The following is a 24,080-nucleotide window of genomic DNA, read 5'->3' on the forward strand; positions in this document are numbered from 1 at the left end:
TTGCTCTCTTTTTCGCTACCCCTGACCCTGGGCGCTATGCGTCGGCCGTCGGTCAACGCTCGCGTCCGAGGACGATGCAGGTGTTGAAGCCGCCGAACCCGAAGCTGTTGGACAGCGCGTAACGGATGTCGGCGGCCCGCAGCCTGCCGGGTGCGAGCCGGCAGTCGCGGTTGATCGGATGGCGCAGGTTCAGGTTGGGATGGACGAAGCCGCGGCGCATCTGCACCACGGTCGCGATCGCCTCCACCACGCCGGCCGCGCACATGCAGTGGCCGACCAGCCCCTTGGTGGAGTTGACCCACGGCCGGCCGAAGCTGTCGCCCAGCGCCCTGCGCAGCGCGGCCAGCTCGGCCACGTCGCCGCTGGGCGTCGCCGTGGCGTGGGCGTTGACGTAGTCGATGTCGCGCGGCCCGACGCCCGCGTTGGCCATGGCGTTGACCATCACCTTGGCCTCGCCCTCCTCGCGCGGGTCGGGCAGGCTGTTGGCGTCCAGCTTCAGGTCGTAGCCGCACAGCTCGGCCAGCGCCGGCGCGCCGCGGGCGGCGGCCGAACGGGCGCTCTCCAGCACGACGCAGCCGGCGCCCTGACCGGGCACGAACCCCTCGTGCTCCTCGTCGAACGGCCGGCACCTGGCCTGCTGCGGCTCCTCGACGCCGGCGACCGCCCCGAGCGTGGCCAGGCCGCGCTTCTCCATCGGCGACAGGTCGGTCATGGCGCCCACCACCAGGCAGACGTCCACCGCCCCCGACTCCACCAGCCGGCTGCCGTTGATGATGCCGACGTTGCCGCTGGCCGAGGCGCCGCCCACGGTGTAGCCCTCGCCCCTGATGCCGAACACCTGGCTGAGCGTGCCCACCCGGTCGGTGTCCATGAAGTGCAGCGCGAACCTGGCCGGCAGGTGGGCGGGGTTGTCCTCGTACTTGGGGTGCAGGTCGTGGGCGTAGCCGGAGCTGAGGTTGTGCCCGGCCACGACCAGGCCCATCCGCTCGGGGTCGGCGCGCGCCTCGTGCAGCCCGGCCTGCTCGTACGCCTGCATGGCGGCGACCAGGTCCATCTGCAGCGGCTGCGGCGAGCGGTTGGCCGCCCGCAGCGCGTTGCGCACGATCTCCTCGGGCAGGCGGCGGCGGGCCGCCACCGCCTCCCGGAAGCGGAAGCCCTTGACCAGGGCGGCCAGGCGCGGCCCGCCGTCGCCGGGGTCGGGCACCGGCCCGATCCCGCACCGTCCGGCCCGCAACGCCCTGGTGAACGACGGGACGGTGGAGGCGATCGAGCAGACGATGCCCATGCCGGTGACGACGACCTTCATGAATGCCTCGCCAGCAGGTCCACCAGGGACCGGATGTCGTGCACCTCCTGGAACTCCGACACCGGCACGGTCAGCCCGAGGTCCTCCATGCTCATGGTGACCACGTCGGCCCGGTCGACGCTGTTCGCGCCCAGGTCGGTCAGGGTGCCCTCGGTCGTCACGTCGCCGGGCCGCAGGTCCGGCAGCACCCTCAGGACGTTCTGCTTGACGGTCTCGAAAATCTCCGCATTTGTCATGGTGCCAGCCATTCGTAGGTTCGGTGGTAGTCCTTGGTCCCGGTGTTCACCAGGAGGTCGCGGTCGAAGCGGGCGCGGGCGAGCAGGTGCTCGTACGCGCCCACGTCGACCTGCCTGTCCCGCTCCGGCACGAGGCAGGTCAGGGTCTCGGGCAGCAGCGCCGCGTACTCGTCGAAGCCGAGCTCGCAGCGGCCGTCCAGGTGCTCGCCGATCCGCATCGCGGCCAGCGTGCTCGCCGACTCCTCGTCGACCAGGCCGCTGAAGAACTCCGATGAGCAGCCCGAGCCGTAGGAGTAGAGGCCGACCCGGGCCGGGCCGTCCAGGGTGGCGTGGTCGATCAGGCTGGCCAGGGCCAGGTAGACCGAGCCGGAGCAGAGGTTGCCCACCCGTCTGGGGTAGGCGAGCGAGGGCAGCACCCGCCGCTCGAAGTCCTCCTCGACCGACGCCGTGCCGCCGCCCGACTCGCGCATCAGCTTGCGGTGCGCGGCCTTGACCATCCCGGCGAACGGGGTGTGCATGGCCAGATGGTCGAAGGTGGTGGCGAAGTCGGCGTCCTCGACCCTGGACCGGTAGCCGGCCAGGCAGCTCGTCAGGCAGTCGAGGTAGGCGAACAGCGAGCGGTCGGAGTCGGCGATGTCGAACGTCGGCCCCGGCCGGGCCGAGTCCATCGTCTCGTAGCTGTGGTTGCCGAACGCCCCCAGATCCAGGTCCAGGACGCGCGGCCGGTCGCTGATCAGCACGGCCGCCGCCCCTGCGCCCATGGCGGGCTCGGCGTAGGCGGCGCGCTCGTCCACCAGCGCCACGTCCGTCGCGATCACCAGCGCCTTCGCGCCGGGCGACACGCCCGAGGCGACGTACGCGGCGGCGAGCTGGACGGCCGCCGTGGCCGCGTAGCACGCCTGCTTGACCTCCACGACCCGGCAGCTCCTCGGCAGCCCCAGGTATTCGTGCACGTAGGAGGCCACCGACTTGCTGTAGTCGAGGCCGGACTCGGTGGAGGTGATCAGGATCTCGATCCGGTCGTCGCCGGCGATCGGCCGGGCGGCGTTGACGGCGTTGGTCACCGGGTCCTCGAAGGGCAGGCCGACCGAGCGGTTGCGCATCATCAGGTTGCCCAGGCGCTCGGCGTCGAGCCCGCGCCCCTCGAACAGCTCCGGCACCGGGATCTGGGCCAGGCCGCAGTAGACGTTGAGTGCCTCGATTCCGACGTTCACCTCACACGCTCCCACAGGAAGTCGACCAGGGCGTCGATGCTGGGCACGCCGCCGAAGGAGGACAGCGGCTCGCGCACGCCGAGCCGGTCGAGCACGGCCAGGATGATCTCGACCCGGTCCACGGAGTCCGCGCCCAGGTCCTTCAGGTGCGCCCGGCCGTCGATCTCGACGCCGGGCAGGATCTCGTCGATCGTCTTGTGCACGACGCCCTCGACGTGTTCACGCGTCGTCATCGGTGTCTCCCCTCCTGAGAACGCGCAGGGTGCTGACCGCGATCGTGCGGCCCCGGTCCTCCATGACGAGGTTGACGATCTCCTCGTTCTCGTCCTGCGGCGCCGGCCAGCACTCCAGGCTCACCCGCAGCACCGAGTCGGCGTTCGCGTTGCCCAGGTAGCACAGCCGCTGGTCGAGCACGACCCGCCGGAGGAAGTCGGCGACGCCGATCCCCCGGCTGCGCCAGAAGCGCAGCAGCACCCAGTCGACGATCGCGAAGTAGGAGGCGAAGTAGAGCAGGCCCACGCCGTTGAGGTCCCTGGACGGCTCCACCGGGTAGTCGGCGGTGAACGTGACCGGGTCGTCCGGTTTGCGGGCCAGGAACGTGCCGGTGCTCCGCGCGTGGCCGTAGATCTTCCGCGGCGAGTACGCGCCGGGCAGCGTCGGCAGGTGCTCGTGCCTGAAGTCCACCGGCGACGACTTGACCAGCCCCTCGTTGCTGCCGGGCGCGCTGCGCGAGATCCAGCGGTTGAAGGTCTCGACGTAGATGCAGCCGGGGTCGTCGAAGGCGTAGAAGCGGTCGGGGTCGAGCTCGCCCGTCCGGCCGCCGCCGCGGCCGATCCGGTGCAGGGCCAGCACCGACTCGCTGCCGAAGCCGAACAGCCGGGAGGTGACCTCCAGCTCGTCGCCGAACGTCAGCGCGTTGACGTGCAGGTCGCGGCTGCCCCTGACGTGGAAGTAGTAGAACGACAGGTACGTCGGGTCGCCGGCGGCGTTGCGCGCGTCGAAGGCGTTCGTGCCGCACAGCGCGCTGACCGTGTCCCAGGTCCAGTCGCCGACCTCGCCCATGAACAGCGAGCTGGGCCCGCACATCCCTGGCTTGACCAGCTCGGTCCTGGTCACGGTGCTGTCGTCAATTCTGTTCATCATGGAACTCGCAGATCAGCCGGTTGACGTGGTCGGGGCTGGTGAGCTGCGGGAAGTGACCCGCGTCGGGGATCTCCTCGTACCGGGAGTCGGGGATCAGGGCGTGCAGCAGGTGCGCGGTCTTGGCCGGGATGACGGTGTCGTACCGGCCCTGGACGATCAGCGTGCGCGCCCGGATCTCCGGCAGCCGGTCGCCCAGGTCCGGGCGTTCGGCGAACACGTCCAGGTAGCGCAGGCCGACCTGCGGGGCCATGCTCTCGGCGCGCAGCAGCAGCCGCATCAGGGCGTCCCGCCGCTTGCGCAGCCGCTTGGACCCGCTGCCCTCGATGACCCGGTCGAAGTCCTGGGTGGCCACCACCTCCAGCTTGTCGATGTCGCCGACCCGGTTGCCGATGCGGCAGGAGCTGCCGATCAGGATCAGCGACTCGGTGTCGTCGGGATGGTCGAGCGCGTACGCCAGGGCGACCAGCCCGCCGAACGACGCCCCGGCCACGTGCGCCGGGCCGCCCGCCACGTCGTGGCAGAGCCGGGCCAGGCCGCTGAGCGACAGGTCGGCGGCGGCCGTGGTCGCGCCGACGCCCGGATGGTGCACGCTCGTCACCCGGTAGCGGTGGGCCAGGCCCTCGAACTGGCGGGCGTAGACGCCGGCGCCGATGTTGAAGGGGTGCATGAGCAGCAGGGCCGGTCCTGAGCCGGCGCTGAACAGCTCGACGTCGCCGTCCGCGGTGGTGACGATCTCGTGCTCGACGTCGGGGTGGTGTTCGCGCAGGATCGCCAGATTGGGGTTGTCGGGGTTGCTCCGGGTCTCGTTCTTCCGGCCTTCGGGACGGGCGGATTGCGGGGCGTCGGCCTTGCGGCGGGCGGATCGCGAGGCGTCGGCGCCGAGGAGGGCGCCCAGGCGGGCGGCGGCGTCCTTGGCCTCCTCGACGCTCAGGCCGACCGGCACCGCCAGGCGCACCACGCCCTCGCGGCCGAAGTGCGGCGCGCCCCTGATGCCCGTCTCGCGGAAGATGCGCACGTGGTCGGCGTCCTTCAGCAGCACGCAGTGACCGCCGGGCGGGCCCTCCAGCGCGACGCCCGCCTCCGACAGGCCCTGCCGGAGCGCCGCCACCGCGTCCGCTCGGGCGCGGACCTGGTCGGCCACCGTCTCGCGGTCCTCCAGGGCGGCCGCCATGATCCGGCGGTTGGCCAGGCCGACGTCACTGCCCCACGTCTCCAGCCGCTCGGCGACCCGCTCGCGCAGGGCGTCGTCGCGGGTGGCGAGCAGGCCGCCGAACGGCACCCCGAAGTCCTTGGACAGGCTGATCGTGGCGCTGTCGGCCAGTTTGAGCAGCTCGCCGACGACCTCCCACACGTCCCGGCCGTCCGCGACCGCCACCGCGTTGTCCACCACGCGGGCGCCGTCGATCACCAGCGGGACGCCGTGCCGGGCCGCGGCCTCCTTGACCGCGCGCAGGCTCGCCAGCGGGGTCGGCGCGCCGCCGGCCGCGTTATTGGCCACCTCCACGCAGACGAACGACACCGGCTCGTCCCCGGCCAGTTCCGCCTCCAGCGCCTCGACGTCGATCTCCGGGCCGCCGGGCAGCTCGACCGGCTTGAAGCCGTTGTCGGCCAGGCTCAGGAACCACGTGGGGAACAGGCCGTTGTGCAGCACCCGACCGCGCCGGCCCGGCCACGACCGGCACAGCAGCGCCTCGGCCGCCCGGCCGGAGCCCGTCGGGACGACGAAGGGGAACGGCAGGCCGTCGATCTCGGTGTCCGGGCGGGCGGCCGACCGTTCCGTCAGGCGCCGCAGCCGCTCGGCGATCCAAGGGGCGTCCAGCTCGGCCCAGGAGTCGGTGATCAGGTCGGTGGTGACGTGGTGGGCGGGGACGCGGGCCGGCTCGCCGCCGTACCGGTTCAGCAGTCCGGCCATGTCCGGCATGTCCGCTGTCGGCTTGGCTTCGGGCTTGGCTTCTGGCTTGGCTTCGGGCTTGGCTTCCGCCGGCTCCTCGGTGGTGGCGGGGCGCAGGTCCGGGTCGGCGATCATGAGGATGATCTCCGAGACCGGCGTGCGGTCCTCCCCCTCCGGCTGGCACAGGTAGATGGGCACGTTCACCGGCCGGAACTTGTTCTTGAACTGGAAGTTCCCCTCGCCGAAGATGCCCGCGGAACGCAGCTCGTCCAGCGCCTGGCGCACGTCCGGGGCGGCGTTGGCCGACTCCTCCGTCTCCACGCCGAAGCTCGCGCCGAAGCTGAACATCGTGCAGCCCTCCTCCACGAGCCGCTCGATGATCTGCACGATCGCGAACTCCAGCCCGCCGAGCGGCATGCCCTTGGGGTAGAACTCGACGTCCAGCAGGTAGCCGTTCTCCGACGGGATCTTCGTGATGACGACGGCGTTGGCCACCTCGTCGTCCAGGTAGGTGACGAAGACGCGGTGCCTGCCGTCCAGGCGGCCCTCCTCGATCTCCCGCCGGACGACCGACACGTACGGGTTGACCATCTGCTTGCGGCCGGCCCAGTCGTCCACCAGCCCGGCCAGCCTGCGGTCCATCTCGGGGTCCTCGCCCGAGCGGTACTCGGCCGTCCGGCACTCGCCCGCCTTGCAGAAGCGCCGCACCATGTAGCGCAGGCGTTCCATCCGGCCGCCCTTCAGCGTGAAGGAGCCCAGGTCGTCGAGCCGCTGCACGGCCCCGAACGGCGTCGCGCTGTACGGCTCCCCGGCCACCTCGCGCACCGGGAGGAGGGACAGGAAGTTGGGCCGCAGGCCGCGCGCCCGCGCGTAGGCGGTGTACTCCTCGACCAGCTCATGGAAGTACTCCTCGGAGCCGGCGTAGCTCCAGGCCAGCAGGTTGCCGCCGTTCTCGGAGACGTGCAGGTAGCCCTTGCGCGCCGAGCCGATGAAGGCCAGCGGCGCGATGTCGCGTCCGGCCAGGCCGCCCTCCTTGGCGTGGCGGCGGTCGATGCCTGCGACCAGGTCCCGCAGGTCCGGGTGCCGGTGCAGGTCCCGCTTCAGCAGCACGGCCGGCTCGCCGTCGCGCGTCCTCGTCTCGAACGGTGCCGGCCCGTCCGGCTGCTCCGGGGGCTGTACGGACTCTGTGCCGCGCTCGTCGCGCAGGTGGGCGGCCAGGTCGGCGGGCGTGGGGTGGTCGAACAGGAGGGTCTTGCGCAGCGCGCCGACCTGCTTCTCCAGGACGCTCACCACGCGCAGCATCTCAAAGGAGGTCAGGCCGTTGTCGGCGAAGCTGCGGGCGGGGTCGAGCGGGCGCTCGATGATCGCGCCGACCAGGTCCGCGAGCTGGTCCTCCAGAGTGCCTGCCTTCCCTCGCGCCTGCTGCGGGGCCTTGGCTCGCGCTGGGCCGGGCTCCTGCGCCTGCTCGGGCATGCGGGTGCGCTTCGGGGCCGGTTCCGCGGCCTTTTGCGCTGGTTTCGGGGCGGGTTTCGGTTGCGGTTTTTGGGTGGGGGCGGAGTCGGTGATGGCTGATTCGACGGCGCGGGCGAGCCGGTCCACCGTGTCGTACTCGTACAGCTCGGCTGCCTGGAGGTCGAGGGAGAAGGCGGTGTTGATCGCCTTGACCAGTTCCATCCGGAAGATGGAGTCGAGTCCCAGCTCCTCGAAGGGGGTGTCCACGTCCACACCGGCGGGATCGGCGTCCAGGATCGTGGAGAGCCGTTCGCGCAGCATCTCCTCCACCCCGGCGGGCCCGCCGGCGCTTCCGGCGGGCGCGACCGGCGTCTCGTCCAGTCGCGCGGCCTCCGCCCGCTCGGCGGCGGGGGCCGGAGCGGGGGCGTCCGGCGTCCGGCCACCCTTGGCGGCGCGCAGGCGGACCTTCCCGTCGCTGGTCCGCCGCACGACCGCGCCGTCCGAAGACGCGGCGGACGGCACGGCGGCCGGGGCGGCGGCGCGGGACGGCTCGGGTGCGGTGAACCAGTGCTCGACGCGGGCGAAAGGCGGGCCGGGCAGCGAGACCCGCACCGGGCGCGGCCCCTGCCACAACCCCTGCCAGTCCACCTCGCTGCCGGAGACCCACGCCTCGGCGAGGTCCTCCGGCCCGGTGCCCCACGGCGCCGGGGCGTCCCTGCGGGCGGTGCCCCTGTGCACGCCCGCCGGTTCGCCGCTCAGCGCCCGTACCGCCTGCTCGCGATCGCTGACCACCACGGCGAGCCGTTCGGACAGGTGGCGGCGTCCGTTCTGGAGGGTCCAGGCGATGCGGTCGAGCCCGATCTCCGGATGTTCCCGGATGTACCGGGCGACGTTCCGCGCGTACTCCTCCAGGGCCTCCCGGCGGGCCGCCGACAGCACCAGCACCCGCGGCTCCCCCGCCTTCTCCGGCGGGACCTGCTGCCGGTACGCCTCCAGCACCACGTGCGCGTTCGTCCCGCCGAAGCCGAACGAGCTGACCCCCGCCACCCGGTCCGGCCCGTCCCAGGGCGTGAGCCGCGTGTTGATGGTGAACGGGCTGCCCTCCAGCCGCACGTACGGGTTGGGGCGCTCGTAGTGGATCGTCGGCGGCAGCGCCCCGTGACGCATGCAGAGCAGCACCTTGAGCAGCCCGGCGATGCCGGCCGCCGCCTCCAGGTGGCCGATGTTGGTCTTCACGGTGGCGAGCGCGACGTGCGGGACGTCCGGCGCGGGCCGCCCCCGGTCGGCGTACAGCCGGGCGAACGCCTTCTTCATGCCCTCGATCTCGATCGGGTCGCCGAGCCTGGTGCCGGTGCCGTGCGCCTCGATGTAGGTGACGCGGGCGGGATCGACGTCCGCCTTGCGGTAGGCGTCGACCAGCACGCGCGCCTGCGCCTCGGGGTTGGGCGCGGTGAGCGAGCTGGCCCGGCCCCCGTGGTTGACCGCGCTGCCCCTGATCACGGCGAGGATCTGGTCGCCGTCCGCCAGCGCCGTCCGCAGCGGCTTGAGCAGGACGGCTCCGCAGCCCTCGCCCCGGCCGTAGCCGTCGGCGCGCTCGTCGAACGTCTTGCAGACGCCGTCCTCGCTGATCATCCCGGACTTGGCGAAGGCGATGTAGAGCCCCGGGCTGAGCGTCAGGTTGACGCCGCCGGCGATGGCCGCGTCGCACTCGCCGTCCTCGATGGCGCGTACCGCGTGGTGCAGGGCGACGAGGGAGCTGGAGCAGGCGGTGTCGACCGCCTCGCTCGGGCCGCGCAGGTCCAGCAGGTGGGAGACGCGGTTGGCCAGGATGCAGTCGGCCACGCCGCTGGCCGTGTGGGCCTCGACCGGCACGCCGTGCTCGCGCAGCAGGTCGTCGTAGTCGCACGCGGACACGCCCGCGAACAGGCCCGTCCTGGTGCCGGCCAGGTCGGCGGGGCGGTAGCCGGCGTCCTCGACGGCCCGCCAGACGGTCTGCAGGAACAGCCGCTGCTGCGGGTCCATCATCGCCGCCTCCTTGGGCGAGATGCCGAACAGCGCGGCGTCGAAGGAGCGCACGTCGTCGAGGAAGCCGGCGCGGACGTTCGCCGTCTCGGGGTTCTCGCGCAGCTCGCGCCGGTCCTCGGGGACCGGGCGGGTCAGGTCGCGGCCCTCGGTCAGGTGGCGCCAGAAGTCGTCCAGGTCGGCGGAGCCGGGCAGCATGCCCGCCATGCCGACGATCGCGATGCCACCCGTCGCGGGGGTGTCCGTCGCGGGGGTGTCCGTCGCGGTCCCAGCCGTCGTGCCGGTCGCTGTACCGGTCGCTGTGCCGGTTTCTGTGCCGGTCCCTGTGGTCGGTGGGTTGTCAGGGGTGGTCGGGGAGGTCCCGGCGCCGGGCCGTGGGGGCGAGGTCACGGTCTCCGGCGCCGGGCCTGGCTCGGCGTCCTCCTGCCCCCCGGCGGGGGCGGCGAGAGGTTCTGCGGCGGGGGCGGGTGGGGTGTGGGCGGCGGCGATCTCGGCCGGGTGCTCGGCGAGCAGGTGGTCGCAGAAGGTGGTCAGGTCGGTGGCCTCGAAGAGCACGGTCGGCAGCAGGTCCAGCTTGTACCGCTCGTTGACCTGGTCCACCAGCTCGGCCATGGAGATCGAGTCGAACCCCATGTCCATCAGCTCGGCGTCGAGGTCCACGTGCTCCTCGCCCACCAGCAGGAATCCGGCCGCCGCGCGACGCAGCTCCGCCCGGACCGCCTCGATCAGATGGTCGTCGGACCCGGTCGTCTCCGTCGCGGACATGGGCTCACTCATCTCCATAACCTCGGATTCGGGGTTCGCGGGCGGCTGGGACCGTTCGGGGGCGGGCTCGGCGGGGCCTTCGACCACGGCGAAGCTCGTCTCGGCTCCGGCCAGCCCCCGGGCGAAGGCGGCGAGCCCGGCGGCGGTGCTCATCGGGACGCTGCCCCAGCGGCGTTCGAACAGCCGGCGGGTGGCGTCGTCCACCTTCATGCCGCCCTCCTCCCACAGCGGCCAGCCGACGGCGAGCGTCCTGCCGTGCCCGAGCCGCGCGCGCCGCTCGGCGAAGTGGTTGAGGAAGGCGTTGGCGTAGGCGTAGTCGATCTGCCCGATGTTGCCGGTCTCGGCGGCCACCGACGAGAACAGCGCCAGGAAGTCCAGCGGCTGGCCGCGCAGGGCCTCGTCCAGCAGGACAGTGCCCAGGATCTTGGGCTCCAGCACGGCCCGCGTGTCCTCGGGACGTTTGCGCACGGCCCGCGCGTCCCGGTGGATCCCGGCGGCGTGGATGACGCCGTGGAAGGGGCCGTACCGGTCGCGCAGGTCGCGCAGGTCGGCGGCCGAGCACACGTCGGCGCGCACGTAGACGGCGGGCAGCCCGGCGATCCGGCGCTCGATGTCGTCGCCGGGCTCGGAGCGTCCGGTCAGGACCAGCTTCGCCGCCCCGCGCCCGGCGAGGAAGCGGGCGAACGCCAGCCCGATGGCCCCGGCGCCGCCGGTGATCAGGTACGTGCCGTCCGGCCGGACGTCCAGCCCGGACGGCGGCGGCTCGTACGGCTCCATGCCCTTCACCAGGCGGACGCCGTCGCGGTAGGCGACCTCGGAGACCCGCTGCTCGGGAGCGGTTCCGGCGGCGGGCGCCCGCAGCTCGGCCGCGACCTGCGCCGGGGTGGCGCCGGTGACGCACACGCCGCTGAACGCCGTGTGCTCCAGGGCCAGCGTCCTCAGGGCGGCGGCCAGGGCGGTGTGGTGCGGCTCGCCGGTCGCGGCGGACACCACCACCCTGAGCGGGCCCCCGTCGCGCAGGACGGCGGTGGCCGTGCGCAGCAGGACGTCGAAGGCGGCGGTCCCGGGGAACGGGTCCGAGGGGGCGATCACGATGGCGTCGGGCGTCCGGTCCAGGTCGCCGAGCTGCCGGGCGGCCTGTTCGGGGGGATCGTCCGGGGGGAAGGCGTCGCCGGGGCGGAGTTGGGCGCCGCCGAGCGCTTCGGCCAGCCGGTCGTCGTCGGTGATCACCAGGAGGGCTTCCGGTTCCCTGGGTCCTTCGGGGAGTGCGGCGGGTGTCCAGCGAGGCCGCAGGTAGGTGCAACGCCCGTCGGCGGCCTCCCCCGATTTCTGGTCGGACGCCGGCCCGGCGGCGAGCTCGGAGCCCGTCCGAGAGGCGGCCGCGTCGGCGGGCGTCGGCTGAGGGGCCGGAGGTCGGGGCAGGGGGCTGGGTCGGTCGGCGGGCTTGCCGGCGGGCTCACCGGCGATCTGGTCGGTGGGGTGGGTGGTGGGGTGGGTGGTGGGGGTGGTGGGGAGCCAGTAGGGGCGGCGGTCGAAGGGGTAGGGCGGGAGGGTCACGCGGCGCGGGTGGGGGGTGGGCCAGTTGGCGGCCCAGTCCACCCGGGCCCCCGCGACCCATCCGGCCCCGAGCCCCTCCGCGCCGTCCTCCGGCGGAGCCTGGCCGGCGCCTGGCTCCGCCGTCCCCACGAGGACGCCTGCGGCCTCGCCGTCGCCCGCGAACGAGCGCAGCCGGGCGGCCAGCTCGTCCAGGCCGGCTGCCCGGACGGCGAGCCGTTCGGGCAGCTCGGCGCGGCCCACCTGGGTGGTGTAGGCGAGCTCCGCCAGCCCCGCCCGCCCGCTCGCCGCGACGTCGGCGACCTGGCCCGCCATGGCGCGGAGCTGGTCGCGGGTACGCGCCGAGAGCAGGATCACCTGCTCCCCCGCGTCGGCGGGCTCCGGCGGCGTCCCGGCGGTGGGCACGTACTCCTCCAGGACGACGTGCACGTTGGCCCCGCCGGCGCCGAACGAGCTGACCCCGGCCCGGCGCGGGAACGTCTCGCCGTCCAGGAAGGGCCGCTGCCAGTCGGTCAGCCGGTCCGGCGGCCGGAAGGGGGACGCGGTGAAGTCGATCTTGGAGTTGGGCGTCTCCAGGTTCGCGCAGGGAGCCACCTGGCCGTGCTGGAACTGCAGCAGCACCTTGGTCAGCCCGGCGATGCCCGCCGCCCCCTCCAGGTGCCCGATGTTGGCCTTGACGGAGCCGACCATCCGGTCCACGCGGTCCCCGTCCGCGAAGCTCTGGGAGGCGAAGGCCCGGGTCAGGCTGGCGATCTCGATGGGGTCGCCGAGCGCGGTGCCGGTGCCGTGGGCCTCGACGTACGAGATGGTCCGCGGGTCCAGCCCGGCCCGCCGGACCGCCTCGGTGACCAGGTCGGCCTGGGCGCTCGGATTGGGCACGGTGTACCCGGCGGTCTTCCCGCCGGCGTTGGCGAAGGCGCCCTTGATGACGCCGTAGATCCGGTCGCCGTCCCGCTCGGCGTCGGCCAAGGGCTTGAGCAGCACCGCCCCGACGCCCTCCCCCGGGACGAACCCGTCCGCCGCCTCGTCGAACACCTTGCAGGCGCCGTCGGCGGCGAGCATGTTCAGCGAGCAGAGCGCCACGAAGTGGGCGGGGTGCAGGATCAGGTTCACGCCGCCCGCGATGGCCTGCGCGCACTCGCCGCGCCGCAGGCTCTCGCAGGCGAGCTGGACCGCGGCCAGCGACGACGAGCAGGCCGAGTCGACGGCGAGGCTCGGCCCGCGCAGGTCGAAGAAGTACGACACCCGGTTGGCGATCGACCAGTACGCCGAGTGCGCCCCCGCGAACCTGCCCTCCGGCCAGCCCTCGGCCGCGGCCATGCGCCCGTAGGAGCCGTACATGGTGCCGACGAAGACGCCGGTGCTCGGCTGCCTGGTGTGCTCGCTCAGGTAGCCGGCGTCTTCGAGCAGGGTCCAGGCGGTCTCCAGGAACAGGCGTTCCTGCGGGTCGGTGATCTCGGCGTCGCGCGGCAGGATGCCGAAGAAGGGCGCGTCGAACTGCTCCACTCCCTCGATGAAGCCGCCCCATTTGCTGTAGGTGCGCTGCTTGCGTCCGCGTTTGGGGTCGTAGAGGGCGTCCAGGTCGAAGCGGTCCGCCTCGGTGATGCAGTTCGCGCCCTTCGCCAGGTTGCTCCAGAAGGCGTCCAGGTCGGGGGAGGCCGGGTAGCGGCCGGTCACCGCGACCACGGCGATGTCGAGGGCCTGCGCGGCGGGCTCGCGGCGCGGCGCGGGCCGCGCCGGCTCCTCCGGCGCGGGTTCCTGGCCGAGGGCCGCGCGCAGGCGCTCGCCGTGCTCGTTCTCCAGGTACGCGGCCAGCTCCTCGATCGTCAGGTTCTCGAACAGCAGGGTGGACGGCAGCGGCCCCAGGTCCTGCTCGAACCGGTGGATGACGTTCTGGCTCACCAGCGAGTCGATGCCGAACGTCTCGAAGGTGGCGCGCTCGTCCAGATCGGTGCTCCCGTACTTGAGCACCTCGGCGAACACCCGCTTGACGTAGCCACGGGCGCCGGTGCCGGGAGCTGTGGCGGCCGCCGTCTCGCCCACCAGGACGCACTGGTCGAGCTCCGCGACGGGCGTGCCGGGGATGCCCAGGGTGCGGGCGGGGGTGAGACCGGCGTCCCGGAACGCCCGCTGCCATTGCGGCGCGCCGAGCAGCGGGCTGTGCGGCAGGCGCAGCTCCTCGTCGGTGAAGCGCCACCAGCCCGGGGTCAGCCCGAACGTGAGGGTCAGGAAGTCGGCCGCCCTGGTCACCTCGTTGACCAGCAGCCGTCCGCCGGGACGCAGCAGCGCGGCGGCGTTGCGCAGCGTCCGGCCGACGTCGGCGGTGGCGTGCAGGACGTTCGTGGCCAGCACGACGTCGTAGGTCCCGGGTTCGAAGCCCTGCTCGGCCGGGTCGCGTTCCACGTCGAAGAGGGCGAGCACGAGGTCCGGGCGGCGCGCGCCGAACTCCCGCTCGCCGTGGCGCAGGAACCCGGGCGAGACGTCGGTGTAGGTGTACTCGACGTCCTGGCCTTCGAGGGCGTCCAGCACGAAGCCGGTGCTCGCGCCCGTGCCGGCGCCGATCTCCAGGACGCGGCGGGGGCCGCCGCGGGCGACCTCCCCGGCCAGCAGCCGGTTGAAGTGGTCCGAGACCGCCTGCCCCTTGTAGACCTGCTCGACCAGGCTCATCGAGCCGCCGGGGAACAGCACCTCCATGGGGTCGCGCTCGCCCGCCAGCACGCCGGGCAGCGCCTCGACGCAGGCGGTCAGCAGCTTGACGTGCGGCTCCAGGTCGGGGAAGCGGGCCAGCACGTCCGCCGGCGACGTCTGCGGCGCGGGCCCGTCCAGCAGGTCGAGCACGGCGGCGCGCAGCCGTCCGCGGTCCGCGCGCACGTTCTCGACGGACCTCACCCGGTCGGCCGACCGGTGCAGCAACCCGCGGGCCAGGTCGTCCAGCGCGGCGAACGCCGTCCGCGCCCGTTCCAGCTCACCGGGCTCGCCGGTCCGGCCGGGCTCGGCGGCGGCGTCCGGGCTGCGGACGCCGATGTGGGCCAGTCCCTTCGGGTCCGCCTTGACGACGAGCGCCTGCCGCGCGCCCGAGCCCAGGACGGACGCCAGCGCCGCCATGCCCTCCTCCGGCTCGATCGAGCCGATGCCCAGCTCGGCGAACCGGCCGTCGTAGCCGCCGCCGGAGACCGCGCCGACGCTGCCCCAGTAACCCCAGTTGATCACGCTGACCGGCCGGTCGGGCAGGCTCAGCGCGTAGGCGTCCTCGAACGTGCTGGCGGCCGCGTAGTTCGCCTGGCCGCCCACCTCGACGAACGAGGCCGCCGAGGAGAAGTAGGCCAGGAAGTCGAGCGGCAGGCCGGCCAGCGCCTCGGCGAAGACGGCGGCGCCGGCCACCTTGGGCGCCAGCACCTGGGCGAACGCGTCGTCGTCCATGTTGGCGAGCGTCATGTCGCGCAGCACCAGAGCGGCGTGGAAGGCGCCGTGGAGCTCGCCGAACCGCTGCCGCGCCGCCTCGACGGCCCTGCCGAACGCGGCCCGGTCGGCAACGTCGGCCCGCAGGTACACGGCCTGGCCGCCGAGCGACTCGATCTCGGCCAGCTGCTCGCGGATCTCGTGGCTGATCTCGCGCCGCCCGACCAGGGCCAGCCGCGCCCCTGCGGTGGCGGCCAGGTGCCTGCTCAGGGTGCGTCCGAGGCCGCCGGTCCCGCCCACGATCAGGTAGGCCCCGCCGTCCCGGTACGGGCTGCGTCCGGCGGTCAGGGGCAGGGGTTCCAGGGTGCGGAGGTGACGGTGGCCGTCGCGGAGGGCGACCAGCTCGTCGGCGCAGCTCTCGGCGCGTACCAGGCGGGCGAGGTCGGCGGGCGGCTGCGGCGCGGCGCCGACGTCGATGACGGCGACGGTCCAGTGCGGGTGCTCGGCGGCCACCGCCCTGGTCAGTCCGATCACCCCGGCCGCGTGCGGGACGATCTCCTCGTCCCCGACCCGCACGGCTCCGGCGACGACCACCTTCACCGTGGGCCGCCGGCCGCCGCGCCCCTTCTCGGAAAGCCGCTTGACCAGGCGGAACACATCATGGGTGGTGGGGTCGCCGGCGGGCGGGCCGTTCCGGTCGGGCAGGGCGAGGACGTACACGGTGTCGTACCGTTCCTCCGGCGTTGCGGGTGAGGCGAGCGGGGCCAGGCGGCCGTCCTCGTGGGTGTCCAGGAGGGCGCGGGCCAGCGGCTCGGCGGCGGGGGTGTGCAGCACGAGCGCCCTGCCGCCGCCCGCACCGGACCCAGTGGCGGGCTCGGTCCGGCGCCAGACGGGGGCGAAGATCATGCCGTCCGCCGGGCGGGCCGGCCGGGTCCGCAGGACGACCCCCCGGAACTCGGCCCTGACCCGCCCTGCGGAGTCGGCGAGGCGGACCGTGTACCCGTCCCGGCCCTCGTCGGTCACGTGGGCGTGGGCGGGGCCGGTGAGCGGGCCGTCCAGCTCGGCCGACTCCACGCTGAACGGCATCGCGGGCTCACCGCCCTCGGGACGCAGCGCCGCGAGGGTCTGGAGCGCGCCGTCCAGCAGCGCCTCCCAGCGCGCGCCGTCGCGCAGGACGCCGAGCGCCTCGCCGCCGCCGACGCGGACCTCGCGCAGCACCCGGAACCCGGGCCCGTAGTGCAGCCCGGCGCGGTCGAAGGCGCGGTAGAGGTCGTCGGCCGAGCGGCTGTCCGCGCAACGGGCCTCGACCTGGGCGACGTCCAGCCGCCCGAGTGCGCCGTCGCCGGTCCGCAGGGTGCCGCGGGCGTGCCCGTCCAGCTCGAAGCCGCCGTCGTCGCGCACGACCACGTCCAGGGCGCGGGCCTCGCGCACCTCGAACGGGCGCAGCCACCGTACCCGCTCGAAGCGCACCGGACCGGACAGCCCGCCGCGCTCGGCGGCGATCGTCAGGAGGGCCACGCCGGGCAGCACGGGGGTGCCGCCGATCCGGTGGTCGGCGACCAGCCGGTCGTCGGGGCGGATCCACGTCCCCGGGGCGGGCCCGGCGGGGTGGTCGTCGCCGGGCCCGGCGCGGTGGTCGTCGCCGCCGATCCAGTGGCGCCGGTCGTCCGCGAACGGGTATCCCGGCAGCGGCACCCGCCGCCCGCCCGCCGTCAGGTCGTCCCAGGGGAGGTCGTCGCCGCCGATGTACCGCTCGGCGAGGCGTCCCGCCTCACCGCGTGCCGGGCGGGCGCCGTCGCGCAGCTGGCCGCGCAGGTCGGCGAGGTCCCCGGCCACGTACGCGCACCGGGCCCCGGCCAGGTGCGGCCTGCCCACGGCGAGCGTGCGGGCGACGTCGCGCACGTCGAGCTCCGGGTGGGCGTCGAGGTGGCCGGCCAGGCCGGTGCGCAGCCGGGCCAGGGCCTGCTCGTCCGAGGCCGACAGGGGGACGACGACGTCCTCGCGGCCTCCGGCCCGCGGTTCGCGGGAGGGCGGCTCGGCGACCACGACGTGGCAGTTCGTCCCGCTGAAGCCGAAGCTGCTCACCGCCGCGACCCGCTCGCCGGAGCGACCGGGCGTCCAGGGCGACAGCTCCGTGACCACTTCGAGCGCGCCGTCCGCGAAGTCGATCTTCGGGTTGGCCCGGACGAACCCCGGCGACGGCGGCAACTGCCGATGCCGCAACGCCAGCAGGGTCTTGAGCAGCCCGCCGATCCCCGCCGCCATGGTGGTGTGGCCGACGTTCGCCTTGAGCGAGCCGATGCGGCACGGGCGCTCGCGGTCCGCGCCGAACACCTTCGCCAGCGCCTTGACCTCGATCGGGTCGCCCAGCTCGGTCCCGGTGCCGTGCGTCTCGACGTAGTCCACCGCGCCGGGACGGATCCCGGCCCGCCGGTGCACCTCGGTCAGCAGTTCCGCCTGGGAGGAGGCGCTGGGCGCGGTGATGCCGTTGCTCGCGCCGTCGCCGTTGACGCCGCTGGCCCGGATCACGCCGTGGACGTGGTCGCCGTCCGCCAGCGCCCGGTCCAGCCGCTTCAGCACGACCACGCCGACGCCCTCGCCCAGCACGATGCCGTCGGCCGACTCGTCGAAGGGCGCGCAGGTGCCGGTGGGCGAGAGCATCCCGGCCTTGCTGCACCAGATGTGCATCCTCGGGGTGTTCATCACCGCCACCCCACCCGCGACCGCCGCCTCGCACTCGCCGCGCCGGATGCTCTCGCAGGCCAGGTGCACGGCCACCAGCGAGGACGAGCACGCGGTGTCCACGGCCATGGTCGGCCCGCCGAAGTCCAGCAGGTACGCGATCCGCGCGGGCAGCACCGAGGAGGCGTTGCCGAGGAAGGCGTGCCCGGTGTCGTCGCGTCCGGCCGCCGCCAGCAGGCCGGCGTAGTCGCCCGCGCCGCAGCCGACGAAGCACCCCCACGGCCGGCGACCGGACCTGGCGGCGTAGCCGGCGTCCTCCAGGGCGTGCCACGCCTCCTGGAGGAACAGCCGCTGCTGCGGGTCCATCGTCTCGGCCTCCAGGGGCGAGATGTTGAAGAAGGCCGCGTCGAAGGCGTCGACGTCGGTGAGCATGGCGGCCCACTTGCTGTACGTCCGGCCCGGCGCCATGCGGTCGGCGTCGTACACCCGCGAGACGTCGAACCGCTCGGGGGGCACCTCGCGGATGCTGCACCGGCCGTCCGCCAGGTTCCGCCAGAACGTCCGGAGGTCGGGCGCGTCCGGGAACCGCCCGGCCATGCCGATGACCGCGATGTCCCCCTCCCGGACAGGCGTCTTCTCTCGTGCGGGGGTGGGCTCCTCACGGGCGGGGGGCTCTTCGGTGGGCCTCACCGCCTCCAGGGTGACCGTGCCGGTGTTAGCGGGAGGCTCGGCGGTCGTGGTGTCCGGTTCGGCGCGGTCGCCGTCGAGCGAGGGCAGCCGGACCTGGCCCGCCCGCTCCTCCGGATCGCCCGGTTCGGGCGTCTCGTCCCGCTCGGCGGGGGTGGGCTGTTCGGGCACGAAGGGCCGCTCCTCCGGGACCGGCTGCTCGGGGGCGGGACGCGGCGGAGGCACGGTCAGCCCGTCGGCGGCCACGGCCTCCCGTACGGCGTCCACCAGAGCGGGGACGGTCGGGTGGTCGTAGACGGCGACGGAGTCCAGGTCGAGCCCGAAGCTCCGGTTCAGGTCCCGGACGATCTCCACGGCCCCGATCGAGTCCAGCCCCATCTCGCTGAAGCTCAGCGAGTCGTCCACCTCGTGGGCCTGGAGGTAGAGGTGGCTCATGAGCGTGCCCTCGATGACCCGCCGCACCTCCCCCGGCTCAGGCCCGCCCCCCGCAGAACCCCCGGCCTTCGGTGACGCGCTTCTGCCCGTGTCCGCCTTCGGGGCGTCGCCTCTGAAGGTGTCCACCTTGGCGAAGTAGTCGTCGACGCGGGCCAGCGACTCCTCCCCCAGCACGCGCTCGTGCATCCCCGACTCCCCCGCGATGACGCCGGTCAGCCGGTCGAGCACCCGTCCGGCCAGCTCGGACTTGAGCGCCCGCAGGGCGGGCAGCGGCAGCGCGGCGATCGAGCGGGCGTGCCTGAGCGCCGCCTTCAGCACGGCGCCCTGCGGCAGGACGGTCACCCCGGCCCCCCGCCGGGCCAGCTCCTCACCCGTCACGGACCGGCCGGTGTAGAGCATCTCGTGCGCCGCCGACCGGCCGAGCCGCTCCTCCAGGATGTACGTCGCGCCCATCCCGGGCGTGAAGCCGAACTTCATGAAGTTGGCGCTGTAGACCCCCTCGGCCGCCATGATGACGAGGTCGGCGAAGAGCCCGAAGGCCAGCCCGCCGCCCGACGCGTGCCCCTGGACGGCGGCGACGACCGGCCGGTCGCACCGCAGCAGCCCCTCGTACAGGAAGGGCACGTCCGTGAAACGTCCCTCGCCGCCCGCGAGGGTGCGCAGGGCCTCCGGGGTGGCGCCCATGCTGAAGACGTTGCCGCTGCCGGTGAGCACGACCGCCTTGACGTCCTCGCGCCCGGCGATCTCGGCGAACGCGGCCTGGAGGTCGTCGATCAGCTCCCTGGTGAACATGGACGCCCCGGACCCCATCACCACCAGCGCCACCCCGTCGGGCAGCACCTCGAACCGCAGCCCTTCCCCGTCCGGCACGAGCTCCACGGCCTGCTCCTCCGGCGTCTCCACGGCCGGCGGCTCGATGGGTGACTCGGCAGGCTGCTCGGGGGTCGCGGTGGCGCGCTGCCAGCGGCCGAGCCAGCAGCTCTCCTCCTGGAACGGGTAGACCGGCAGCGACACCAGCCGTCCGCCGTCATGGCACTCGCGCCACGGCACCTCGGCTCCTCCGGCCCAGGCGGCCGCCACCTCTTCCAGCCGTCCGGCCCGGTACAGCCGGACGCAGTCCGCCGCCGACGGCCTCCCGTCCTCGCCGCCGGAGCCGGTGAAGACGCCGGGGCCGGGGTTCGCGCCCGCCGCGTACGCCTCCAGCCCGTCCCGCAGCTCGGCCACGTCGCGCACGACGAGCGCCAGCCGCTCCGCCATGCCGGTCCGTCCGACCTGCGAGGTGTAGGCGAGGTCGGCCAGAGCCGTGCCGGGCCCGGCCAGGTCGGCGACGGTGTCGTCCAGCGAGAGGCCCTGTCCGAGCTGGATCAGCGCGGCCGGGTCGAGGCCGAGGTCGCCCAGCGAGTCGGCCGGGTCGAGCTGGTCGGCGGGGATGCCGAGCAGCGCGGCCACCCGTTCGACGGCGCCCCGGGAGCTTGAGAGGGAGCCGTCCGCCGTGGCCGTCTCCGCCAGGAAGCGGGTCCAGGCGCGGGCGTAGTCGCGCAGCGCCTCGGGCGTACGGGCGGAGAGCACGACCAGGCAGGGCCCGTCCGCGCCCGGCCCGGGAGCGGGCTCCGGCGCCTCCTCGACCAGGACGTGCGCGTTCGTGCCGCCCGCGCCGAACGCGCTGACCCCGGCCCGCCGGGGTGCGCCGTCCGCGCGGGGCCAGGGTTCGAGCGCGCGCTGCACGTGGAAGGGCGTGGCGGCGAAGTCGATCTTCGGGTTGAGCTCGTCGGCGTGCAGGGACGGCGCCAGTTGCCCGTGCTGGAGCTGGAGCAGCACCTTGGTCAGCCCGGCGATCCCGGCCGCGCCCTCCAGGTGGCCGATGTTGGACTTGACCGAGCCGATCGCGCAGTCCGCGCCCTCCGGCAGGGCCTGGCGCATGCCCTCGACCTCGATCGGGTCGCCGAGCGAGGTGCCGGTGCCGTGCGCCTCGATGTAGCCGATGCTCGCCGGGTCCCAGCCGGACCTGCGGATCGCCGTGCCGATGAGCTGGGCCTGCGAGCGCGGGCTTGGGACCGTGGCGCCGCTGGTCCGGCCGGTGTGGTTGACGGCGGTGGCGGCGATGACGCCGTAGACGTGGTCGCCGTCCGCCAGGGCCCGCGAGAGCGGCCTGAGCAGGACGGCCCCGACGCCCTCGCCGGGCACGTACCCGCTGCCGCCGGCGCCGAAGGCGCGGCACCGGCCGTCCTCCGACAGCCAGTGTCCCTGGGCGAGTTGCAGGTACTTCTGCGGGTGGACGGTCGCGTTCACGCCGCCGGCCAGGGCGAGGTCGCACTCGCCGCGCCGCAGGCTCTCGACGGCCAGGTGCACGGCGGTCAGCGAGGAGGAGCAGGCGGTGTCCAGCGCGATGCTCGGGCCGTGCAGGTCGAGGGTGTAGGAGACGCGGTTGGCGATGGAGGCGTGCATGGCCGTGGGGGCGACGCCGCCCTCCCCGCCCTCGACGAGCTGGTAGTGGTTCCACATCACGCCCGCGAACACGCCGACGTTGTGCGCCGACAGCGACTCCGGCGGGTGGCCGGCGTCCTCCAGCGCGTGCCAGCAGGTCTGGAGGAACAGCCGTTCCTGCGGGTCCATGCGTTCGGCGTCGCGGCGGGAGATGCCGAAGAAGGCGGGGTCGAAGCGGTCGACGCCGTCGAGGAAGCCGCCCCACTTGCCGTACGTCCTGCCACGGGCGCCCTTCTCGGGGTCGTAGATCTCGTCGTGGTTCCAGCGGTCGTCCGGGATCTCCTCGATGCAGTCGCGTCCCTCGGCCAGGTTGCGCCAGAAGGCGCGCAGGTCGGGGGCCTGCGGGTACCGTCCGGCCAGCCCGACGACCGCGATGGGCTCCTCGCCGCGCAGTTCGCCGGGCTCGCCGCCGCCCGCCGCCCGCGCCTCCGCGCGGGGCGTGGCGGCCGCGGGCCGGGAGGCCGGGCGGGGCGAGGGTTGCGGCGGGGCGGGCGGCAGCAGCGTGGGGACGCGGTCCGCGTCGCCGTGCAGCACCGTCACGACGTCCTCGCTGCCGCTCAGGGCGCGGTCGAACACGTCGAGGGCGGCCTCGGTGGGCAGCGGGACCATCCCGGTGGCCGTGCGGGCGCGCTCGACCGTCTCCGGCCCGACCCGCATCCCGCCCTCGGCCCAGTACGGCCACGCGATCGCCAGGGTCCGGCCCGGCCGGTCCCGCCGCGCCGCCCGCCGCCGGGCGAACTCCTCCAGGTACGCGTTCGCGAAGGCGTAGTCGGCCTGCCCCGGGTTGGCCAGCGACGCCGACACCGACGAGAACACCACGAAGCAGTCCAGGTCGTCGTCCCTGGTCGCGGCGTCCAGGTGGCGCACGCTCAGGGCCTTGGCCGCCACCACGGCCTCGATGTCGGCGGCCCGTTTGCCCGGGTAGAGCCCGTCGCGGTTGACGCCCGCGCAGTGGACGACGCCGTCGATGCGGCCGTGGCGCGCCCGGACCGTGGCGAGGGCGCGCTCGACCTGGTCCGGGTCGGTCAGGTCGGCGGAGATCTCCGCGTTCCTGCTGACCGGCACGGCCGTGGCCTGGTGGCGGCGTGCCAGGTGCTCGGCGAGGAGGCGGCCGATGCCGCCCGTCCCGCCGGCGATCACGTACACGCCGCCCTTCCTGATCGGGACGCGCCCGCCGGGCTCGGGCTGCTCGGGCTGCTCGGGCTGCTCGGGCTGCTCGGGCTGCTCCATCGGGAGCCAGCGGCGCACCAGGCGTTCGCCGCGCTCGTAGCGGATCTCGGGCTCGGCGGAGGCGTCCCGCAGCACGTCGGCGGAGGAGGCAGGGGCGTCGGCGGGGGCGGGGGCGTCGGCAGGGTCCAGGCGGATGCTGCGGCAGCGGATCAGCGGGGTCTCGGCGGTGATCGTCCTGGCCAGCGCGCCGACGGCCTCGTGGGCGGGGTCGTCGCCGGTGTGGGCGTAGGTCAGGGTGACCGGCCGCTCCGGCTTCGCGGCGAGGACGGCCTTCGCGGTCTCCCAGACGGCCAGGCACGGGTCGGCGGGCTCCCCCGGCGTGGCCCGGATCACCAGGTGCCGGGAACCGTCGTACCCGGCGCCGGGGGTGATCTCGCGGTACTCGCCGGGGTCGTCGCCGTCCTCGGGTTGCGGCACCCACACGTCGCGGAAGCAACGCGTCTCGCCCGGCTCGGGCTCCGGCTCCGCCGGGGCGAGGTCGTAGGCGGAGGAGAGGTGGGCGGCGAGACTGTCGATGTCGCCGTACTCGAACAGCAGGGTCGGGTAGAGCCGCCGCCCGACGATCTTCTCCAGCCGTTCGCTGATCTCCACGAGCGTGACCGAGTCCAGGCCGAGGTCGTAGAAGCCGGTCCCGGTGGGCACCTCGCCGGGCGGGCGGCCGAGCGGCCCGGCGACGAGCTCGCGCAGGCGGCCGACCAGGTCGCCGGAGCCGTTGTGGCCGGTGGCGGACGGCTGCTCCGGGCGGGCCGGGTCGTCGAGCAGCCGCTCGATCAGCCGCGGCGACCTGATGCGCTTGCACGACAGCCCGCCGAACCCCGCGACGAAGCGCCCCCGCTCGTCGTAGAGGCCGAAGTCGTTGGTGATCACGTCGCCGGACGGCGCGATGCTCTCCGGGCGCGGCGCGTACACGTGGAAGGCCGCGCCGAGCCGCCGTGGCGCGCGGAACTCGGCGATGTAGACCGGGATGAACGGCTCCCGCCCCGACGCCTGGGTCTGGCCCAGCCCGGCCAGGGTGGCCGCGTCCAGCCGGGCGGGGTGCAGGTGGAAGCCCTCATGGCCGGGGGCGGGCGCGTCCTGCCGCAGCTCGGCGAGCAGGTAGCCGTCGCCGTGGTGCAGCCGTCCCGCGCATTTCATCGGGGCGCCGTGGCTGATGTCCTCGGCCCTGGCGCGGGCGTACAGGTCCTCCATGTCGCCGTGCCGCCGGGCGCCGCGACGGAGGGCGTCCAGGTCGATCGGGCCGGGCTCGGGGCCGGTCGGCGTGCCCACCTTGCCGGTGAAGTTCCGCCGCCAGCCGGACAGCGGCGTCCCGTCCCTGCTCCAGCGGCTCTCCGCCCGCACGTCGGCGCCGTCGACGGTGACGCGGATCTCCCGGTCGGCCTCCGGCTTGGTGACGATCGCCTCGGTGAACAGCACCTCGCGCAGGACGATCTCCCCGGCGTCGCGCCCGGTCGCCATCAGCGTGCGGAACACCAGATCGAGGAACGTCACCCCGGGCATGACGGACACGTCGTGCACCCGGTGGTTCCGCATGATGAAGTCGGTGTGCTTCAGCGTGGTGTGACACTCGATCGCGGGCATGG

The 24,080-nt window shown here is 74.2% G+C and carries 6 protein-coding genes; all 6 read right to left on the reverse strand.

Going from position 1 to position 24,080, the window contains the following annotated elements:
* Positions 1-52: 52 nt before the first annotated feature.
* From ACIBQ6_RS44390 to ACIBQ6_RS44415, 6 genes are read right to left on the reverse strand one after another with little or no spacing between them, the layout of a single operon-like run.
* Complete coding sequence (locus ACIBQ6_RS44390) at positions 53-1,306, reverse strand: beta-ketoacyl synthase N-terminal-like domain-containing protein (RefSeq protein WP_358298243.1); 1,254 nt, start codon at positions 1,304-1,306, stop codon at positions 53-55.
* A complete protein-coding gene (locus ACIBQ6_RS44395; protein ID WP_358298245.1) occupies positions 1,303-1,542 on the reverse strand; it encodes a phosphopantetheine-binding protein in 240 nt (79 codons plus the stop codon). The genes ACIBQ6_RS44390 and ACIBQ6_RS44395 overlap by 4 nt, the downstream gene beginning before the upstream one ends.
* Positions 1,539-2,756: a hydroxymethylglutaryl-CoA synthase gene (locus ACIBQ6_RS44400; protein WP_358298247.1), complete on the reverse strand. Its 1,218-nt coding sequence runs from the start codon at positions 2,754-2,756 to the stop codon at positions 1,539-1,541. The genes ACIBQ6_RS44395 and ACIBQ6_RS44400 overlap by 4 nt, the downstream gene beginning before the upstream one ends.
* Positions 2,753-2,989 carry a phosphopantetheine-binding protein gene (locus ACIBQ6_RS44405; protein ID WP_352327369.1) on the reverse strand — a complete coding sequence of 79 codons (237 nt, stop codon included), beginning with the start codon at positions 2,987-2,989 and terminating at the stop codon, positions 2,753-2,755. Before ACIBQ6_RS44405 ends, ACIBQ6_RS44400 begins: the two co-directional genes overlap by 4 nt.
* Complete coding sequence (locus ACIBQ6_RS44410; protein ID WP_397218841.1) at positions 2,976-3,899, reverse strand: LnmK family bifunctional acyltransferase/decarboxylase; 924 nt, start codon at positions 3,897-3,899, stop codon at positions 2,976-2,978. Before ACIBQ6_RS44410 ends, ACIBQ6_RS44405 begins: the two co-directional genes overlap by 14 nt.
* The gene (locus ACIBQ6_RS44415) at positions 3,883-24,078 is read right to left on the reverse strand and encodes an SDR family NAD(P)-dependent oxidoreductase (RefSeq protein ID WP_397218842.1); all 20,196 of its coding nucleotides are present in this window, start codon (positions 24,076-24,078) and stop codon (positions 3,883-3,885) included. The genes ACIBQ6_RS44410 and ACIBQ6_RS44415 overlap by 17 nt, the downstream gene beginning before the upstream one ends.
* Positions 24,079-24,080: the final 2 nt, after the last annotated feature.

This window comes from Nonomuraea sp. NPDC049655 (assembly GCF_044465465.1).
Classification (GTDB): domain Bacteria; phylum Actinomycetota; class Actinomycetes; order Streptosporangiales; family Streptosporangiaceae; genus Nonomuraea.

Bases quoted from the DNA above. Each gene is read 5' to 3' on its own strand.
- ACIBQ6_RS44410 (WP_397218841.1), bottom strand. From the start codon at position 3,899: ATGATGAACAGAATTGACGACAGCACCGTGACCAGGACCGAGCTGGTC.
- ACIBQ6_RS44405 (WP_352327369.1), bottom strand. From the start codon at position 2,989: ATGACGACGCGTGAACACGTCGAGGGCGTCGTGCACAAGACGATCGAC.
- ACIBQ6_RS44395 (WP_358298245.1), bottom strand. From the start codon at position 1,542: ATGACAAATGCGGAGATTTTCGAGACCGTCAAGCAGAACGTCCTGAGG.
- ACIBQ6_RS44390 (WP_358298243.1), bottom strand. From the start codon at position 1,306: ATGAAGGTCGTCGTCACCGGCATGGGCATCGTCTGCTCGATCGCCTCC.
- ACIBQ6_RS44415 (WP_397218842.1), bottom strand. From the start codon at position 24,078: ATGCCCGCGATCGAGTGTCACACCACGCTGAAGCACACCGACTTCATC.